At 41.6% G+C, this 18,313-nt stretch carries 18 protein-coding genes and 3 tRNA genes; 5 read left to right on the plus strand and 16 right to left on the minus strand.

What is annotated here, in order from left to right; genetic code table 11:
- Positions 1–181: 181 nt before the first annotated feature.
- The 5 genes from C2M33_RS12555 to dnaQ all read right to left on the minus strand — a co-directional run bounded on the left by C2M33_RS12555 (position 182) and on the right by dnaQ (position 2,672).
- Positions 182–258, minus strand: a tRNA-Asp gene (locus tag C2M33_RS12555).
- 41 nt (positions 259–299) lie between these two features.
- Positions 300–376 (minus strand) — tRNA-Asp (locus C2M33_RS12560).
- 27 nt (positions 377–403) lie between these two features.
- Positions 404–480 (minus strand) — tRNA-Asp (locus tag C2M33_RS12565).
- A 98-nt stretch (positions 481–578) separates the two neighbouring features.
- Positions 579–1,952: a TIGR03503 family protein gene (locus C2M33_RS12570; RefSeq protein ID WP_063706038.1), complete on the minus strand. Its 1,374-nt coding sequence runs from the start codon at positions 1,950–1,952 to the stop codon at positions 579–581.
- A 9-nt stretch (positions 1,953–1,961) separates the two neighbouring features.
- Positions 1,962–2,672, minus strand: a complete 711-nt coding sequence (gene dnaQ / locus C2M33_RS12575; RefSeq protein WP_063706040.1) for a DNA polymerase III subunit epsilon — start codon at positions 2,670–2,672, stop codon at positions 1,962–1,964.
- A gap of 68 nt (positions 2,673–2,740) precedes the next feature.
- On the opposite strand from dnaQ, the gene rnhA reads away from it, so the two are divergent.
- Positions 2,741–3,208 (plus strand): ribonuclease HI, encoded by a 468-nt coding sequence (gene rnhA / locus C2M33_RS12580; RefSeq protein ID WP_063706042.1) that lies wholly within the window; start codon positions 2,741–2,743, stop codon positions 3,206–3,208.
- 90 nt (positions 3,209–3,298) lie between these two features.
- Positions 3,299–4,162, plus strand: coding sequence for an MBL fold metallo-hydrolase (locus tag C2M33_RS12585; RefSeq protein ID WP_063706044.1), 864 nt, complete (start codon positions 3,299–3,301; stop codon positions 4,160–4,162).
- Here C2M33_RS12585 and C2M33_RS12590 read toward each other — a convergent pair.
- A complete protein-coding gene (locus tag C2M33_RS12590) occupies positions 4,133–4,891 on the minus strand; it encodes a class I SAM-dependent methyltransferase (RefSeq protein ID WP_063706046.1) in 759 nt (252 codons plus the stop codon). The two genes, C2M33_RS12585 and C2M33_RS12590, sit on opposite strands and share 30 nt — an antisense overlap.
- A 53-nt stretch (positions 4,892–4,944) precedes the next feature.
- Here C2M33_RS12590 and gloB point away from each other — a divergent pair, with 53 nt between their 5' ends.
- Both gloB and C2M33_RS12600 read left to right on the plus strand, forming a co-directional pair.
- Complete coding sequence (gene gloB / locus C2M33_RS12595) at positions 4,945–5,718, plus strand: hydroxyacylglutathione hydrolase (RefSeq protein ID WP_105174578.1); 774 nt, start codon at positions 4,945–4,947, stop codon at positions 5,716–5,718.
- 147 nt (positions 5,719–5,865) lie between these two features.
- A complete protein-coding gene (locus C2M33_RS12600) occupies positions 5,866–7,452 on the plus strand; it encodes a LysM peptidoglycan-binding domain-containing protein (protein ID WP_105174579.1) in 1,587 nt (528 codons plus the stop codon).
- Positions 7,453–7,508: 56 nt separating this feature from the next.
- On the opposite strand, the gene speB is transcribed toward C2M33_RS12600, so the two are convergent.
- The 5 genes from speB to C2M33_RS12625 form a co-directional block, all read right to left on the minus strand.
- Entirely contained in the window at positions 7,509–8,432 is a 924-nt protein-coding gene (gene speB / locus C2M33_RS12605) for an agmatinase (RefSeq protein WP_063706052.1), read from the minus strand.
- A gap of 3 nt (positions 8,433–8,435) precedes the next feature.
- Positions 8,436–10,349, minus strand: coding sequence for a biosynthetic arginine decarboxylase (gene speA, locus C2M33_RS12610; RefSeq protein WP_063706054.1), 1,914 nt, complete (start codon positions 10,347–10,349; stop codon positions 8,436–8,438).
- A 278-nt stretch (positions 10,350–10,627) separates the two neighbouring features.
- Positions 10,628–11,056 carry a hypothetical protein gene (locus tag C2M33_RS12615; RefSeq protein ID WP_233999186.1) on the minus strand — a complete coding sequence of 143 codons (429 nt, stop codon included), beginning with the start codon at positions 11,054–11,056 and terminating at the stop codon, positions 10,628–10,630.
- Between the two features lie 80 nt (positions 11,057–11,136).
- Positions 11,137–11,598, minus strand: coding sequence for a GNAT family N-acetyltransferase (locus C2M33_RS12620; protein ID WP_105174581.1), 462 nt, complete (start codon positions 11,596–11,598; stop codon positions 11,137–11,139).
- A 465-nt stretch (positions 11,599–12,063) separates the two neighbouring features.
- On the minus strand, positions 12,064–13,041 hold the full coding sequence (locus C2M33_RS12625; RefSeq protein WP_105174582.1) for a transposase: 978 nt from the start codon (positions 13,039–13,041) through the stop codon (positions 12,064–12,066).
- A 269-nt stretch (positions 13,042–13,310) separates the two neighbouring features.
- Between C2M33_RS12625 and cysZ the strand changes: the two genes are divergently transcribed.
- Entirely contained in the window at positions 13,311–14,021 is a 711-nt protein-coding gene (gene cysZ / locus C2M33_RS12630) for a sulfate transporter CysZ (RefSeq protein ID WP_171038281.1), read from the plus strand.
- Positions 14,022–14,092: 71 nt separating this feature from the next.
- Here the strand turns inward: cysZ and rlmM are convergent, their stop codons facing one another.
- The 5 genes from rlmM to kdsA all read right to left on the minus strand — a co-directional run bounded on the left by rlmM (position 14,093) and on the right by kdsA (position 18,308).
- Positions 14,093–15,178, minus strand: coding sequence for a 23S rRNA (cytidine(2498)-2'-O)-methyltransferase RlmM (gene rlmM / locus C2M33_RS12635; RefSeq protein WP_063706067.1), 1,086 nt, complete (start codon positions 15,176–15,178; stop codon positions 14,093–14,095).
- Between the two features lie 9 nt (positions 15,179–15,187).
- Complete coding sequence (locus C2M33_RS12640; protein ID WP_063706069.1) at positions 15,188–15,556, minus strand: DUF423 domain-containing protein; 369 nt, start codon at positions 15,554–15,556, stop codon at positions 15,188–15,190.
- A complete protein-coding gene (locus C2M33_RS12645; RefSeq protein WP_063706071.1) occupies positions 15,553–16,197 on the minus strand; it encodes an alpha/beta family hydrolase in 645 nt (214 codons plus the stop codon). The genes C2M33_RS12640 and C2M33_RS12645 overlap by 4 nt, the downstream gene beginning before the upstream one ends.
- 1 nt (position 16,198) lies before the next feature.
- Positions 16,199–17,095, minus strand: coding sequence for a transcriptional regulator GcvA (locus C2M33_RS12650; protein WP_063706073.1), 897 nt, complete (start codon positions 17,093–17,095; stop codon positions 16,199–16,201).
- A gap of 358 nt (positions 17,096–17,453) precedes the next feature.
- On the minus strand, positions 17,454–18,308 hold the full coding sequence (gene kdsA, locus C2M33_RS12655) for a 3-deoxy-8-phosphooctulonate synthase (RefSeq protein WP_054561809.1): 855 nt from the start codon (positions 18,306–18,308) through the stop codon (positions 17,454–17,456).
- Positions 18,309–18,313 lie beyond the last annotated feature (5 nt).

Below are 18,313 nucleotides of genomic sequence, written 5' to 3' on the forward strand. Positions count from 1 at the left end.
AGGGGAACCTGGGGCTGGATCACCTCCTTATACGATTTAGAACTTATTTGTTCGTAGTGTCCACACAGATGATTGTTAGTTAGCTAAACCACTTGGTTTATCTAATTAATATGCTCTTTAAAAATTTGGAAAGCTGATATTAAAATTCTTATAGATAACATTGTTATTTATAAAGAGTTTTTGGCGGAGTGGACGGGACTCGAACCCGCGACCCCCGGCGTGACAGGCCGGTATTCTAACCAACTGAACTACCACTCCGCAAAGGAAAATGTTTTACAACCATAAGTTGTGCAAGTAATTGGCGGAGTGGACGGGACTCGAACCCGCGACCCCCGGCGTGACAGGCCGGTATTCTAACCAACTGAACTACCACTCCAGCGCATACTTACAAATTGTCGAAAATTGGCGGAGTGGACGGGACTCGAACCCGCGACCCCCGGCGTGACAGGCCGGTATTCTAACCAACTGAACTACCACTCCACATTTTCGTTGCTGACTGAGTCTCCCCTGACAGCGGCGTGAATAATACGAATCACCCTCTAGTTCGTCAAGGGGTTTTTTGTATTTTTACAGGTTTTTTAGTCATCTGACATCGAAAGGTTTAAAATTTCACCTGATTTGTCATTTTTTGAGCCATTTTTGCCAACTTCATTTTCATTCGTTGCTTGCTCATCATTTTCGGTTTGATTTTTTTTCTTTAAAAACGGTAAAGAAAATTTAAATTTCAGTGGTTTCTTCTGAACAAAAATTCTAATTGCTAGCCAACCCAATAAAAGTACGGCTAAATTTCCAACAACAATTAAGATCACCATGAGCATGGTGGACGCTTTTTGTTCTTCTTCAATAATTCGTTGTTGCTCCGCTTGCGCTTCTAAATCGATTTCAGGGCGAACAATTTCTGGTACAGCTTCAATTGGTCGCTCAATTTCAAATTTATACGTCGGTAACGTAGCCATAAATTCACGGTCATTTATATTGCTACCAAATACAGAAAGCTCAACACTGTATCGCCCCCAATCATAATTTTTAATGGCCAGTTCCCGTGTTTGCGATTTATCTGCATCTAAAGAGAACATTTGCTCTTCATTATTTGGGTAATAAATTTTCCCTTGAATGAGCACGGTTTCAGGTTTGACGATTTCAGGGTTCAGCGAGATTGTTAAAATATGATCATCTTCATCTTGCTCAGCAAGTGCTATTTCATAATCAAAAGGCGGTTCATGCACCACAATTGGCTTTTGTACTACGGTACGCTTTAATATAGGCGTTTCTATATAAAGCTCTGGCTGCCACTCTCCTGCCGGAAAGACCAGCTTAAACTCACCGGTAAATACACCATCAAGCGGACGCTCATCAAAGCCACGGCCATCATCTTTAAAGTCAGTGACACTTTGCGTACCAGCACCAAAGTTTGCGAAATCACTGTTATTAGTGCTGACAAAATCAACATGCAAACTGATTACATCACGAAACTGGCCAACTTTAATCGGTTCACCGTCATTTAATACACGGCCCGTCAGTTTTATAGTCTCACCACGAAACAGCATAGGCGGGAGTGGATCAACATTAAGCTCTATTTCACCCAGCACCATAATACGGCTATCTGGCAAGATACTGCCGACCACTTGCCAAGGGCCAGGCATAGGATTGCTAATGGTGATCAAGTCATAGCTCAGTTCATCATGCCAATCGAGGTCATTATTTTTAACTGAGTCAGTCGCGTAATACTTAGTACCATCAGGGCGAACTAACACCACAGCTGGGGCACCGCGCTTACGAAAGAAGAGTAAGGTAACTTTATCGATTTTATGATCGATACGAAAACGGTTCTCTAGCAGGGGAATTTCATTTTGCACCCCATCACGTTCTAATGGGGTTATTTTATCTTGCTCGTTGGCAAATCCCGTGAAGGGAATTAAACACACTAATCCTGCTAGCAGCTGTTTTCTCATTTTATTACCTTATTCTGTACGCCATAGGCATTGGCCACCCTTTGCAACCAAGTCTAAACGCTCTTCGTGAGCGGCGTGCTCTTGTTCTGTTGCTCTTAATACCACAAGCGGTGCTCTATCTGCACTTAGTCGGCGAATACCACCCATTTGTTGAGTTGAGCCTTCATCTTTATTTTGATTAAGATTCAGCTTTACTTGCCCACCGGTCATTGACAAGTAAACATCAGCTAGGATCTCGGAATCCAGTAATGCGCCGTGTAACGTACGCTTTGAGTTATCAATATCGTAACGGCGGCAAAGCGCATCAAGGTTATTCTTTTGACCTGGGTGCAAGTCACGCGCCATTTTTAATGTATCAAGTACACTACATACATCGGCAGTATTCGGAAAACCTTGATTTAACAATGCAAACTCATTGTCCATGTGGCCGATATCGAACGCTGCGTTATGGATAACAAGCTCTGCACCACGAATATACTCTAAAAACTCATGGGCAATTTGGTGGTACAAAGGTTTATCACGCAAAAATTCATTGGTGATACCATGTACGTCTATTGCTTCTTCTTCTATTTCACGTTGCGGATTGATATACACATGAAAGTTGTTGCCAGTAAGACGGCGATTTACAAGTTCAACACAACCGATCTCAATGATGCGGTGGCCTTGCTTTGGGTCAATACCCGTGGTTTCTGTATCTAAAACTATTTGTCTATGTGCCATATCGTCTTAAGCCTGACTCTGGTATCTTTCTATATTCACTTTATTGTACACAATATCAAGGTAAAACAGTGCAGAAAACCGTAGAGATTTACACCGATGGATCATGTTTAGGAAATCCAGGGCCTGGAGGGTATGGCATCGTGATGCGATACAACGGCCACGAGAAGCAATTAAGTCAAGGCTATACCCTAACAACAAATAATCGGATGGAAATGCTCGCAGCTATCGTTGCACTAGAAACCCTCACCCGCTCTTGTCATGTCATTCTGACAACCGATAGCCAATATGTGAAACAAGGTATTGAGTCATGGGTAGAAAATTGGAAAAAACGCGGCTGGAAAACCGCAGCTAAAAAACCAGTTAAGAATGTCGATTTATGGAAACGACTCGATGCTGCCTGCCAACAACACAGCGTAGAATGGCGCTGGGTAAAAGGCCATAGCGGTAATAAATACAATGAGATTGTTGACGATCTTGCCCGCGAAGCAGCTGGCAGCGATCAATTACTTGAAGACACAGGTTACGACGGTAATTAAAAGCTCCTTGAAAGAAACTTGGCGCAGGCCGTTTTATATTTTTGTTATATGTTATAAGATTTGGCTATAACGAAATATAAAGGATTCATTATGGCTCTGCGCATTCACTCTTTTTTTCATCAACAAAGCGCCACACTCTGCTACTTAGTATGTTGCGAAAGCACTAAAAATTGCTTATTGATTGATGCGCCCGCTGATTTTGATATGCCAAGTGGTGAGTTAAGTTTTACCACCGCCAATGAGATCATCAGCTATATAAAGACCGAGCAGCTGACATTGCAATGGCTCCTTGAAACCCATGCCCATGCAGACCATATCACTGCAGCAAGTTATATAAAGCAGCAATTACAAGACACACACCCTTGTAAGCTCGGCACGGGTGAAGGGATCACTCAAGTGCAACAGCACTTTAGCCAGCTTTATAATCTTGATATGCCATGTAATGGTGAACCTTTTGATGCTTTGTTTGCTGATAAAGCACAATTTCAGTTAGGTGATTACACGGTAGATGTGATTGCCACACCGGGCCACACCCCTGACAGCGTGTGTTTTCACATTGATGGCAATGTATTTGTTGGCGACACCTTTTTTATGCCAGACAGTGGCACAGCCCGCTGTGATTTCCCAGGAGGCAGTGCCGGTGAGCTATATGATTCACTACAACGAATTTTAGCGTTTCCTGACGATACGCTACTTTGGATGTGTCATGACTACCAACCTGATGGCCGCCCGCTGGCGAACAAAACCACGGTTAAAGAGCAGCGCGAGCAAAACATTCATTTAAAAGGCGATAAGCAACGTTTTATTAAAACTCGGGAAGGCCGCGATGCAACCTTAGCAGTACCAAAGCTGTTGCACCCTTCTATTCAATTAAATATTCGTGCAGGTCAGTACCCAAGCAAAACAGATACGCAACAACACTATTTAGCCATCCCGCTCACAGTGCTGCTTTGATGTTTGCCTGAGCCCTGCTCCTTTTACCGGCGAAAATTGCGGCCTTGCATGCCATTTAGGTTTAATTGGTGTAAGCGGGGCCACACGTTTTCGAGCCACCAGCAAATACACACTGCCCATTGGCTTTAAATATTGTTGACCAAAACTGCGCCACGCAGCAAAACGCGATAAACGGTTACCTCTTGCAAGCGATGAATGGATAAATCGCTCATCCGAAATAATTTCAAAACCCAATAGATTCAACCAATCTTTTACTCGCGATGGTGTGAAAAAGCGCCCTGTCCACGGTAGCTTTTGGCGGCTAAAAGGTAATAACTGCGCCAATCCACACAAGCTAAACGGGTTAAAACCTGTGATCACGATGTAACCACCGGGAATTAAAGTACGATGCGCTTCACGTAAGATATGGTGCGGATCAGAATGATATTCTAAGCAATGCGACAATATGCAAGCATCAACACTGTGCTCATAAAAAGGTAACTCGTCTACATCAGCAATAACACCAGTAAATAACCCCTGCTCAGCTACGCAAACTTGATGCTTTATAGGACTTTCACTGGTTGCCAGCTCGCCACTTAAATTACCAAGTTTTAGCATGTGATAGCCAAACATACGTGGCAGCCATGGTGTTAGCTTACGTTCAATTTCAGCACGTAAATAGTCACCATGAGGGAACTGCTGCCAAGTGTATGGCTTAGGACCTTCTTGAAAACTAAGGGCTGGTTTCATTTTCTGAGCTCGTTATACTGTGTGTTAACTGTCACTTTATAGAGCAATTAAACATGGTGCAAGTTAAAGCAATTAAAGCCTTTTCTGATAATTACATTTGGTGCATCAGCAATGAAGCTGAGCAAACAGCCTGGGTCGTCGACCCCGGTCAAGCTGAACCTGTTTTAAACTATCTAAGCGAACATAACTTAACACTTCGGGGTATTTTGATAACCCATCACCACTATGATCACACCGATGGCGTGGCTGCACTGGTAAAAGCATTTCGTGATATTCCGGTTTACGGACCAAAACACAGCCCTTTTAAAGGCATTACTCATGGTGTATCCGAGGCGGATAAAGTCACTGTGTATGATTACAGCTTTACCGTGCTTGCGACACCTGGTCATACCCTAGACCATGTTTGTTACATTAATGACGAATTAAGTTTTACTGGCGACACCTTATTTAGTGCTGGCTGCGGACGATTATTTGAAGGCAGCGCTGAGCAAATGTGGCACTCACTCTGTAAATTAAGAGCTCTGCCCGATGAGTGTAAAATCTACTGCACTCATGAATACACGCAGGCGAACTTAGCTTTTGCAAAAGCCGTTGAACCAAGTAACGAATACCTTCTCAGCTACAGTGATAAAGTAGATAGACTGCGAGAAAGCGGCAAAATAAGCTTGCCAACTCAATTCGGTGTTGAAAAACAAATAAATCCATTTTTGCGCAGCAACGTAGTAACGATTACTGATGAGCTACCAAATGAGTTAAAAATTAGTTTGGATCTGAATGAACCTTGGCAACGCTTTGCAGGTCTCAGAGCCTGGAAAGATAAGTTTTAAAAAAACGTAAATGCCAGAAGTTACAATTTTGTATATTCAGATCAGCATCTTGCAATAATAAGCTGACATAAACTGGTCATAAAGTGGCAATATGTTCTCAGAGCAGGTAATATTCGCCGAGTTTTTTTACCTGATGTATGGGTATATATGTATAAGTCTCCTTTAGTTTTATCACTTGCGCTGATTTTAAGCGGCTGTCAATTAACAGCTTCTGATTCAGCAAGTACAGATGTTGCAAGCAATAATGTTGAGCAACAATTAGACGGCGCAAGTCCGAGTGACATCAATGATGCATTGATGATCAACGCTCAATATCAACAATTAACCGATATTGATGAGCCGCCTCCTGTATTTGATGATGTATGGGAACGTATTCGTTATCAGCTTTCGATTGATGTGCCACAAAACCGCCCAGTTGTTGCTGAGCGTAACTATTATGCGCGTCATCAGGCCTATTTAGATCGCATCTCTAAGCGTGCTGAGCCTTACTTATACTTTATTGTAGAAGAAGTCGAAAAGCGTCAAATGCCAATCGAAATTGCGCTTTTACCTATTGTTGAAAGTGCGTTTGATCCATTTGGTTATTCACACCGCAGTGCCTCTGGTATTTGGCAATTTATGCCACAAACTGGTGAACGTTTCGATTTAAAACAAAACTGGTGGTATGACGGTCGCCGTGACATTGTGCAATCAACCCGTGCAGCGCTTGATTACTTATCATATTTACACAAAACCTTAGAAGGCGATTGGTTAAACGCCATTGCGGCCTATAACTCAGGTGAAGGTCGTTTACTGCGTGCGATTAAAAAGAACCGTAAAAAACATTTACCTACGGATTTTTGGTCGCTTGATTTACCAAAAGAAACCACCTCGTATGTACCTAAACTGTTAGCCCTGTCTGATCTAGTTAAACGCAGCGATGAGTTTGGTGTTAAGTGGCAACCAATTATTAATGCTCAAGTTGTTGAAGCGGTTAATGTAGGAAGCCAAATAGACTTAGCACTTGCCGCTGATATGGCAGATATTAGTTTAACGGAGCTTTATCGTTTAAACCCAGGTTTTAATCGCTGGGCGACAGATCCGAATGGCCCACACTTTTTATTATTACCGTCTGATAAAGTTGAAGCATTTTCTGACAAACTAGCTAAAACCGAGCAAAAAGACCGCCTACGCTGGCAGCAATATGTGGTAGCTCGCGGCGACAGTTTATCTGTGATTGCGAAGAAGTTTTCAACTAGCACAAACGCGATTAAAACCCTGAATAAGCTTTCATCGAATACTATTCGTGTTGGTCAGCAATTACTTGTGCCATTAAGCGACGGTGAGATAAATAGCCAGCATTTACCAAAATCAGTGCGTATGGCGGCTAATAAAGCGACACGTAAAAAACTTAGCCATAAAGTGGCCAGTGGCGATACATTGTGGGATATCAGCCGTGAGTACGATGTCACTATAGCTGAACTTGCAACATGGAATAAGCTTAAAAAAGACGCTGTTCTGCGTGTTGGTCAAAAGCTCACTGTGTACAAAGAAGAAAAGTCACAACTTGCAGCAACGCAAATCAAAGAGCGCACCATTACTTATAAGGTTCGCCAAGGTGACTCATTAGCACGCATTGCCGCTAAGTTTAATGTGTCTGTAGAAGATATAATTAAATGGAATTCATTAGCTGGGCAAAAATACATTCAACCTGGGCAAAAGCTGAAGTTGAAGGTTGATGTACGAAGCGCATAATAGCTTCATCCAATATCAAAAAAAGAGCGCCTAATGGCGCTCTTTGTCTCTCTCATTTAGTATTTATGCTTCAATGCCCATAAGTGTAATAACTCATTAGCAATGGTCGCTGCAGCAATCGCTGTTAGTTCACTTTGATCATAAGATGGTGATACCTCAACTACATCCATACCGACCATATTAATGCCCTTCAATGCACGAAGAACTTTAAGTACTTTATCGCTGGTTAAACCACCACACACTGGTGTGCCTGTCCCTGGAGCGAATGCTGGATCAAGGCAGTCAATATCAAAGGTTAAATACACAGGTAAGTCACCCACGCGCGCTTTGATTTGCTCAGCGATATCTTGTGCAGGTAAATCATTTGCAGCCATTGCGTCTATCACTGCAAACTCATGTTTGCTCTGATCAAAGTCAGTACGAATACCGATTTGAATGCTGTGATCAACATCAATTAGCCCTTCCATCGGCGCATGATAAAACATTGTACCGTGATCATAGCGCGAGCCATTGCTGTAAGTATCTGTGTGGGCATCAAAATGAACTAATGCCATTTTACCGTGTTGCTTAGCATGGGCACGCAGTAACGGCAAAGTCACAAAGTGGTCACCACCTAAGCCCAATAATGTTTTACCTTGACGAAGAATTTGCTCAGCGGCTAATTCTAACTGCGCGGTAAAATATTCTGGGTCACCTACTGGGTAAGTAAAATCGCCTGCGTCAGCTAATTTTAAACGCTCAAACAACGGAAACGTCCAAGGGTACTTGGTTTCTTCCCATGCTAGGTGCACTGAGGCACGACGAATTGCGTCAGGGCCTAAACGTGCACCAGGGCGACCTGAGGTCGCCAAATCAAAGGGTAAACCTAACACCACTACATCGGCATCGATTGCTGTGATGTTCTGCACCATCGGCTGACGTAAAAACGTCATGCCGTTTGAATATAATGAATGATCTGTGTGGTCAAACAATGTCGACATTGCTTATAACTCTTCTAAATAAGTGTAACCATTTAAGCCAGTTTGCAGCTCATCTAATACGCTTTGCTGTTCAGTTTCTGGCAGTTTTGCCGCCACCAGCTGGGCGTAAGATTGCTGGAAGCTTTCTACATCTAAATGTACGTAACGCATCATGTCAGCAACGGTATCACCTTCGTTGATTTCGGTGATTTGCGCTTGACCTTGCTCATCCATTTTCACAATTGCACTGTGCGTGTCGCCAAATAGGTTGTGCATATCACCTAAAATTTCTTGGTACGCACCGACTAAGAAAAAGCCCATTAAATACGGTTTTTCTTCGCTAAATGCTGGCACAGGTAATGTGCTTTCAATACCTTGACCGTCAACATAGTGCTCCATCGCACCGTCTGAATCGCACGTAATATCAAGTAAAACGGCACGCTTTTGTGGTGCTTCTGTTAAGCCACTTAACGGTAAAACAGGAAACACTTGGTCAATACCCCATGCATCCGGTAATGACTGGAACAATGAAAAGTTCACAAAAAACTTATCGGCTAAACGCGCATTTAATTCATCAATAATCGGGCGATGAAAACGGTTTTTGTTATCCATATGTTTGTTAAGTTCATAACATACACGTAAGTTAACTTGCTCCGCCCATGCTCGCTCTGTTAAATCTAACAAACCAAGTGCAAATTGATTATGTGCCTCAGCTAAATCGCCTTGGCTATCATGATAAATTTCGATTAATGCACGGTCGTCATTGTCATCACTTAACTGCTGCCATGATGTCCACATGTTTTTTAATAATAGTGGTGCATCAGCGGCTGGGGCTTGAATGTCTTCTGGTACATAGCTTTCGGTGCCGATAACATTCGAAATCAATACAGCATGGTGCGCTGTTAACGCACGACCTGACTCAGAAATAATGCGCGGCATTGGCTGCTCATATAACTTACAGGTATCACCAATGGTGTATACGATGTTATTAGCGTATTCACTTAGGCTGTAGTTCATTGAGTTATGTGACTGGCTACGAGTACCGTCATAATCTACCGCTAAACCGCCACCCACATCTAAGCAATCAATTTGTGCACCTAACTTGCGTAACTCACAGTAAAAACGCGCAGCTTCACTCACACCTAAACGAACATCGCGGATGTTTGCCATTTGCGAGCCTAAGTGAAAGTGTACAAGTTGGATCAGATCAAGTTGATCAGACGCTTTAAGGCGATTAACCACACTGAGTACTTGCGATGCCGACAAACCAAATTTTGATTTTTCGCCACCACTTGCTTGCCACTTGCCCTTACCTTGCGACGCTAAACGTACGCGAATACCAATGCGCGGCTTTACGTTTAACTCTTTAGCTTGGCTAAGCACCATGTCTAGCTCAGACAGTTTTTCAAGAACAATGTAAACCTTGTGACCTAGCTTTTCGCCAATCAGTGCTAAACGAATGTATTCTTGGTCTTTGTAGCCATTGCATACAATGACAGCACTGGTTTTTTCTGCCATTGCTAATACAGTCAATAGCTCAGGTTTACTGCCCGCTTCTAGACCCAATTGCTTCTTTTCAATATCAGCTTGGCTTGCAACAATTTCTTCAACAACTTCACGCTGTTGGTTTACTTTAATTGGGTAAACAAGCAAATAGTCTTTCGGATAACCATAATTTTCAATCGCCGTGTTAAATGCCTGACATAAGCTATGTACACGATGATGTAAAATTTGTGGAAAACGAACCAACGCAGGCAAGCTTAAGCCTTTGTCTTGTAATTGCTGTGCGATATCGATTAGTGCAATGGTTTGCTCTGGGGCATGGGCCTTTGGCGCAACATACACATCACCTTGATCATTAATACCAAAGAAACCTTGGCTCCAATGACGAACATTGTAACTCGTGCGAGCTTGTTCTAGTGATGTTGTCTCTTTCATCTATCTTTCTCTTTTATTTTAGTAGTGCCGAATTCGGCAAGGGTTGTTGCCGCGCATTAAAAGAAAAATAGTGATTCAAGTCCAACAAGAATTTTTACTCGTAACGAGTGATTTTTGATGTGAAAAACTAATCGATAAACCCCCAATTTTATTAGGGTTTAATTTGGTTGTTAGATTTTAAAATTCCTTTAGATGGACAGGCACTCCATATGGCAAATGAGCAATTTTTAAAAGGACAGTCACTGCAAAAATATATGTTAGTGAAATCCATCTTTATTTCAGTGGACAGGCACTACTTTTGTGATGTCATCAGCTTTTGAAGAGTTTGACCCTAGTTGCCTCCACGCTTCATATTGCTCATTGTCATGCCACGTAATACCGATGTACTCTTGCCAGTTTTCGAAGTCTGTTGTGCGATATTTTTCAACACCACACCCTCCTGCGCCAAAAGCAGTACGGCAAATTTTTACTGTAAGATAAGTACCATCAAAATTCAGCTGTGATTGCTTATTGTTGCAAACACTCAAAGGACGTGTAGGAAATGTAAGGATTACTTTTGTTCTTATGGTGCCATTATGATTGAAGACACCAGTGAGTGAATGACATGAGTTTAAGTAGAGCTTAGTACTACCAACCGTAAGGTCGGCTTGCTTACGCTGAGTAGTATTGGATTCCTGTGATTTATCACCACAGGCAGCAATCAACAAAGCAGTAGCAAAGCACATGATTTGTAAGGAGTATTTAAAAATTATGATGTCCTCACTAAAACATGGCTTTATTAACTAAATTACTGGTTAAGCCCTAACTCCATGAATAAGCTTTGTGGATTTTCGCTGTAATTACCAAACGGACCACAACGATTGAAGCCTAAGTTTTCGTATAGGCTGATTGATTCTGTTTGCTTAGGGCCTGTTTCTAATCGAATTAGCGGAATTTGCTGCTCACCAGCGTGATGCAAGAGTATTTGCATAATTCTACGTGATAACCCTTTACCACGGTAGCTTGGTTTTACATATAGGCGGCGGATTTCACCGTATGGAGGATTGCCTTCTTGCATCACGATAGCACCGCAAGCAACAATACCATCTTCATTTTTCAAGCCAATAGCATATACATTGGGTTCAGCAAGTTCTTCAACACTTAAGGATTGAGCAGTGGCAACAGGATATAATGAGTTTATGAGTCGGTCTATATCAGAAAACACGTGTACTACTTCTGGATCATGTGGATTTAAATCGACTAACTGCATAAAACTCCCATTTTTATATGTCGTTTTTGTTAATGATGTTAACAATAATATAGGATCTTAGTCTGATCCTCTACTGTTGTTTTCAATATTCATTTTTATAGGTACTTTCAGACCGCCATACTATCGCTTAGTTCAACGCTATGTAACTGAAAAAACGCCCAGTTGATAAAAATTAAAGTCCAACCTACACCGCTCATTTAAAGATTAATGATTTTTACTGACAACTCTAAGAGGACAGTCACTGTTAAAAAGACTGACATTGCAAGACAGGCATCTATAAATTGGCAAATATTTAAATTAAAAGGGGGATTACTGAATTTTTTCTGTCTTTAAACTTAAAAGATGTGGTTTTATAGAAAGAGTTAAACGAACCCCATGCTTTTGAAGCGTAATTCTGTCATTTTAAATATCTCAATGTATACCGAAAGCAGTGATTTGAAAGCTCTACTCTAAATTACATATAAATTAGCCAGCAAGTAATAACTTACAGCTTGTTAGGTTACTTCGTCGCTTACGAGCAGTTTTACTGCAATAACGTTCAATAGCCCCGACTCGACCTGCAGCTCCATGAAATAAATTTTCAAACTGAGTTGTGAGTGTTAACCATTTCTCCGGTTCGAAATTCAGCCTTTCAAGAATAGGAGGTAAATGACGCTCTATATATCCGGGCTTATCCGTACAAATACAACGCCCAGTTTGCTCGACCAGTAACAGGTATGACTTTAACTCAAAAGGTATTCCCTTTGATTTATACTTACTCATCCCACCAACAAAACGAGCTAGTAACTTAGGTTGTTTTGAATCCTTTACGCTTTGGCATCGCTTTTTAAAACTTGTATAGTTAGCTTGTTCAGGCGTTCTCGCGACCTTTGCACGAACAGGGTTTAAATCAACATAGGCCATACATGCTAATAGAGCAGGTTCATCAAGTAATGCTTGGCTCTTAAAGCGTCCTTCCCAAAAGTGCCCCGTGCACTCGTCTTCTTTATTTGCACGTCTGGCAATATATTCATTTAACATTCGCATGAACCAACTAATACTCGAAAGGCGCGCTCTGTATTCAGTAACCTCTTTATTTAAGAAGACTTGTTGGCCGTCACTTAACGGCTGACCATGAAGGAATTTTTGACCTAAAGGCGTTGCTGTACTGAGCTTAAACCAACGTAAGAGAATGGCCTTATCCGATAACCTATTTGCTTTTTTATCATCAACATAAAGCACAACATGAGTATGGTTACTCATCACCGCATAAGCGCACACATCAATACAAAACACTTTTGCAAGAAAAAGTAGGCGTTCTTCAACCCACCCTCGACGGTGTTCATATGATTTACCTGTGAGTGCGTCTTCACCACAAAGATAAGCGCGTCTAACGCAACGGGAAACACAATGGTAATACTTGGTGTTCGACAAACAGATTTGCCGCTTCCTTGCTAAAGCCATCGTCCACTCCTTGAACTGATAATTTAAAATGCATTAGCTGTAACTAAAGTGTAGACAAAAAAATTTGTGCTGCAAGAGAACTTAAATGTAGTGACTGTCCATTTAAATTTGTTCCTCTAGAATTCAACTGAGTACTGGGCTTAAAGTGACTGTCCACGTAAAGAATTAAACACTTTGTTACGGAAAAAAGCTGTTCAAATATCGTCAAAACCCTATACTGCGAACAACAAGAAAAAAGATGAGGTTTTCTCGTGCAGTTCACTCAAGGTATGGAATACTTCTTTTCTGGCTTTAAATTAATTAGCCAAAAGGGGTTGAAACGTTTTGTACTTATTCCTTTAACAATCAATGTCCTGCTTTTTGGTAGTTCGCTGTTCTTTTTGTATGGCTGGCTCACCGATGGCTTCGCATACATGAACTCGTTATTGCCAGACTGGCTTAGCTGGCTCGAATGGTTAATGTGGCCGATTGCCGTGTTGGTAATTTTATTCAGTTACAGCATGCTCTTTACGGTTATAACGAATTTTATTGCTGCCCCATTCAACGGCCTGCTCAGTGAAAAAGTCGAGCTTTACTTAACTGGGCAAAAAATTAATGACGACAGCCTTTTCGATACAATGAAAGATGTACCACGCATGCTCGGCCGTGAGTGGACAAAACTGTGCTATTACCTGCCGCGTGCCATAGGCTTTTTTATTTTACTGTGGATTTTACCTGTGATCGGGCAAGTTTTATGGGTGCTATTCACCTGTTGGATGTATGCGGTTCAATACGAAGACTATGCGTTCGATAACCATAAAATTAGCTTTAACGAAATGAAAGATGACTTAAAGCAAAAGCAAACACTTTCTTATGGTTTTGGTTTAGCTGTCATGATTTTAACTGCTATCCCATTCGTAAACCTAATTGTTATGCCCGTTGCTGTTTGCGGTGGCACACGATTATGGGTCGATAATTACCGTAGTAAATACCGCTCGTAAATTCGCTGTTTAGATACCTAATAAAAAGGCCAATAGGGTGAGCTATTGGCCTTTTTATTTTCAAATTAATGTTAACTATAGAGACTTTGCGGCACCTTAGTTACATTTAAATGTACGGTGACTTCTTCACGGTCATGATACAAATGTTTAGCTTGTAATTCGTAACTTACACCATACTTTTCAAGCTCTTCTTTAATCATTTTTAAACACTCATAAACACTATCAAAGCGCTTTTTCATCGGTAATTTAAGATTAAAAATAAGCTCTTTTGCGTAGGCATTCACCGCCCAATCAATCATAAGATTAGTTACTTTTGTCGGCTTTTCCACCATGTCACAGACTAACCAATGAATATTGCGCTTTTCTGGGCGATATTTAAAACCATCTACCCTAAAGTGCTTAACCTGCCCTGTTTCCATCAAATCATCATTCATTGGGCCATTGTCAATTGCACTTACAAACATGCCACGGCGCACCAGTTGATAAGTCCAGCCACCTGGGCAAGCACCTAGATCAACCCCTCGCATTCCTGGTTGCACACGGTCTTCAACTTCATGGGGTGGAATAAATACGTTAAAAGCTTCATCAAGTTTTAGCGTTGAGCGGCTCGGCGCATCACTCGGCATACGTAAACGCGGAATACCCATAAAAAATGGTGAGTTATTAAATGTATACGAGTAGCCAACATAAGCACTGTCGTTTGCTAAAAATAACACATGCATAACAGGCTTTTTCTGAGCAATTTCGCGTGTCACTTTAGAGCGTTTTTCAAGTGACTTTTTCAGTGGCGTTGAAATCTTTTTACAAAACTTACTCAGCTCTTTACCTTCGTTGGTATCGGGTGTTTCTACACGTAAGTCGCCACACTCAGGAAAGTCGGCGGCAGCATCAACAATGGCGCTAACGCGGTCTTCAAGTGGCATGTTATCGACTAAGGTGCCAGTAAACCATTGGCGCGCAAATACCATATTTTTGAAATCTACTTTTTTCATGATTTCATCGCCGTGACTCGCATCAAAGCATTCGTAAACAACAATACCCGTATTTGGTTTTGTTTTTACGTAACCTGCAAATCCTTGTTCAGCAGCCTGAAAAGTAATTTCAGCAGCTGCATCATTTTCAAAACCACTGCGACAATAAATAACTACACTCGACATAGATAACCCTTAAAACTTATATCGTGCGGCTTGAACTAATAAAATAGCCCAACCAATAATAAAACAAACGCCGCCAATTGGGGTGATAGGCCCAAGCCATTTCATGCCCGTTAATGCGAGTAAATACAAACTACCGCTAAATAACACTGTACCCGCGATAAAAAAACCACCAGCCCAATTTAAGTTCATGCCCCACTTAATTAAGATAGCAATTGCTATCAATGCAAGGCCATGCACCATTTGGTACTCAGCGGCGGTTTTAAAAATTCCAATCGCATACTCAGAAACACGGCTTTTTAATCCATGGGCAGCAAAAGCGCCAAGCATCACCGAAAGCATGCAAAATAAGCTGCCAATCATTAAATATAATTTGATCATTGTGCATCTCCAGCTACTAAATTCATAATAAACTGCGCTGCATAATCCGCAGCTTGCTGTAAGTTTTCTTGTTCAGTAATGCCACTTTTTTTACGTGGTTTTAATGAGTGGTCACCATCTTTGAGAAATCTAATCTCTGGCGGGTTAACCATTTCAAGGTCAGCCAGTTCTTGCTGAGAGCCAAATGTATCGCGTTCACCTTGCAGAACTAAAAATGGACATGGCATATCAACAAAATGCTCTATACGCAGTTTTTCGGGTTTACCCGGTGGATGAAACGGATAGCCAAAAGCCACAACACCAGCAATATTAGCCAAACCCTGCTCAGTACAAAGCATTGAAGCCATACGTCCGCCCATAGATTTACCACCTATAAATAGCGGTAGCTCTGGCTGGCATTCAGCTAAAACCTCTGCAAAGTAGGCAAGTAGTTTAGGAGCGCGCTCGGGTGGTCTACGCTTGCCTATTTCTTTTGCAATTTGCATATACTGAAAATCAAACAGCGCTACATCAATATCATGCTGACTAATCAAGTTAGCCATTGTTTGCATAAACTCAGAATCACTGCCTGCCCCTGCACCATGGGCAAATATAAACTGTGCACGCACCTTGCCCGTTGCACTTTTAAACCACTGTAACATGTTAATACTCTTGTTCTTGCTCTACTAAGCTCAACATCCAGTCTTTGAAAGACACTATTTTGCCAAGCTCTGTTTGCGATTCGCGGATCACTAAATAGTACGCATTTTTACTTTCTAACGAGTGATTAAATGGAATGACGAGTCGACCCGCATCAATATCAGGTTTTGCTAAAACGCTATTACCAATCGCAACACCCTGCCCATGCACCGCAGCTTGTAATACCATCGATGAGTGACTAAAAATTGGCCCTTGGTTAACTTGTACATTGCGCACACCTGCTGTTTTCATCCACGTTTTCCAATTTTTACGGGTGGTATCATGCAACAAGGTATGATTTGCCAAGTCGCTGGGTTGATTAAGCGGCTTAGGGCCTGTTAACAACAATGGGCTACATAATGGCACTAAGTATTCAGTGTGCAGCTTATAAGTCTGCACGCCACTCCAGTGGCCACGGCCATAATAGATAGCAATATCGACATCGTCAGAAAGTGAGTTTTCATCCTGATCTTGTGCTTTAATTCGCACGTCGATTTCTGGGTGTAATTCATTAAATAAACTAAGCCTGGGTACTAACCATTGAATTGCAAAACTTGGTGTTAAACTTACCGTGAGTGACCCTTTTGCACCTCGGGCTAGTAGTTTTTCTGTGGCATCAATCAGCTGGGTAAAAATTTCTTTTATATCTAAAAAGTAGCCTTGCCCTTCTTCGGTTAAAAGCAAAGAGCGATTCTTACGTAAAAACAGCTTTAAACCTAAATGCTCTTCAAGGGTTTTAATTTGGTGGCTCACCGCGGCCTGCGTTACATATAGCTCTTCTGCCGCTTTGGTAAAGCTCAAATGGCGGGCAGCGGCTTCGAATGCTTTTAATGCATTTAAAGGAGGTAAACGACGAGACATAAACACCAAGCTTAGAAATTAGTTTTTCTTATGCGTCGATTATAGCGATACAAATAAAAAAAGCGACCATGGTCGCCTTTTTCATACTTATATACCCAAACCACCTCAAGCTGCGAGTTTCAGTTGGAATTAAAAGCGATTTAGGCAAGGCATTGATTGCAAGTAATAGTGGTTCTATTATTAAAATCAATAACGCAGTATAAATCGCTTTTAAACCAACCCTTCGGGCGCTTCACAGGCACTTACTCTCATCGTTGTTACTTTTTAAAAGGGACTGCCATTCTTGCAAAGTAACGCCTTGATATTAAGCACCTGTGAAACGCTGAATTCTGCATCTTGAGGAGGATTGGGTATATTATCATAAATCGCTTGCGCTAGTATCGAGTGGTGCAAAGCTCTTAACTAAGTCATCAACCGCTTTCATTTGCGATAAATAACCTTCTAGCTTGCTTAGTGCTAATGCACATGGACCGTCACATTTTGCTTCATTCGGATTAGGGTGCGCTTCAATAAATAAACCTGCAATACCTAATGCCATGCCACTGCGAGCAAGTTCTGCAGCTTGTGCACGGCGACCATCTGCAGAGTCAGCACGGCCTCCTGGGCGTTGTAATGCATGCGTTGCATCAAAGATAACCGGCGCCATAGGCTTCATGTCATCCATACCAAGCATATCAACCACAAGGTTGTTATAACCAAAGCTCGTACCACGCTCACACAATGCAACATTGTTGTTACCCGCTTCATTAAACTTCTTAATGATATGACGCATTTCGTGTGGTGCTAAAAACTGTGGTTTTTTCACATTGATAATGGCACCCGTTTTTGCCATAGCAACAACTAGGTCAGTTTGACGAGCAAGGAATGCTGGTAACTGAATCACATCAACCACTTCAGCTACAGGAGCAGCTTGATGCGGCTCATGTACGTCGGTGATCAGTGGCACATTGAAAGTAGATTTAATTTCTTCAAAGATTTTTAAACCTTCTTCCATACCCGGACCACGGTATGAATTAATTGAAGAGCGATTCGCTTTATCAAAAGACGCTTTAAACACGTATGGAATGTTTAGCTTTGATGTAACTTCTACGTAATGCTCAGCAATACGCATCGCTAAATCACGTGATTCAAGTACGTTCATACCGCCAAACAAGACAAATGGTTTATCGTTGGCTAATTCAATCTCGTTAATTTTAATTAACTGGTTGTTCATTTCTA

Source organism: Pseudoalteromonas sp. T1lg122 (assembly GCF_002964825.1).
GTDB lineage: Bacteria > Pseudomonadota > Gammaproteobacteria > Enterobacterales > Alteromonadaceae > Pseudoalteromonas > Pseudoalteromonas gelatinilytica.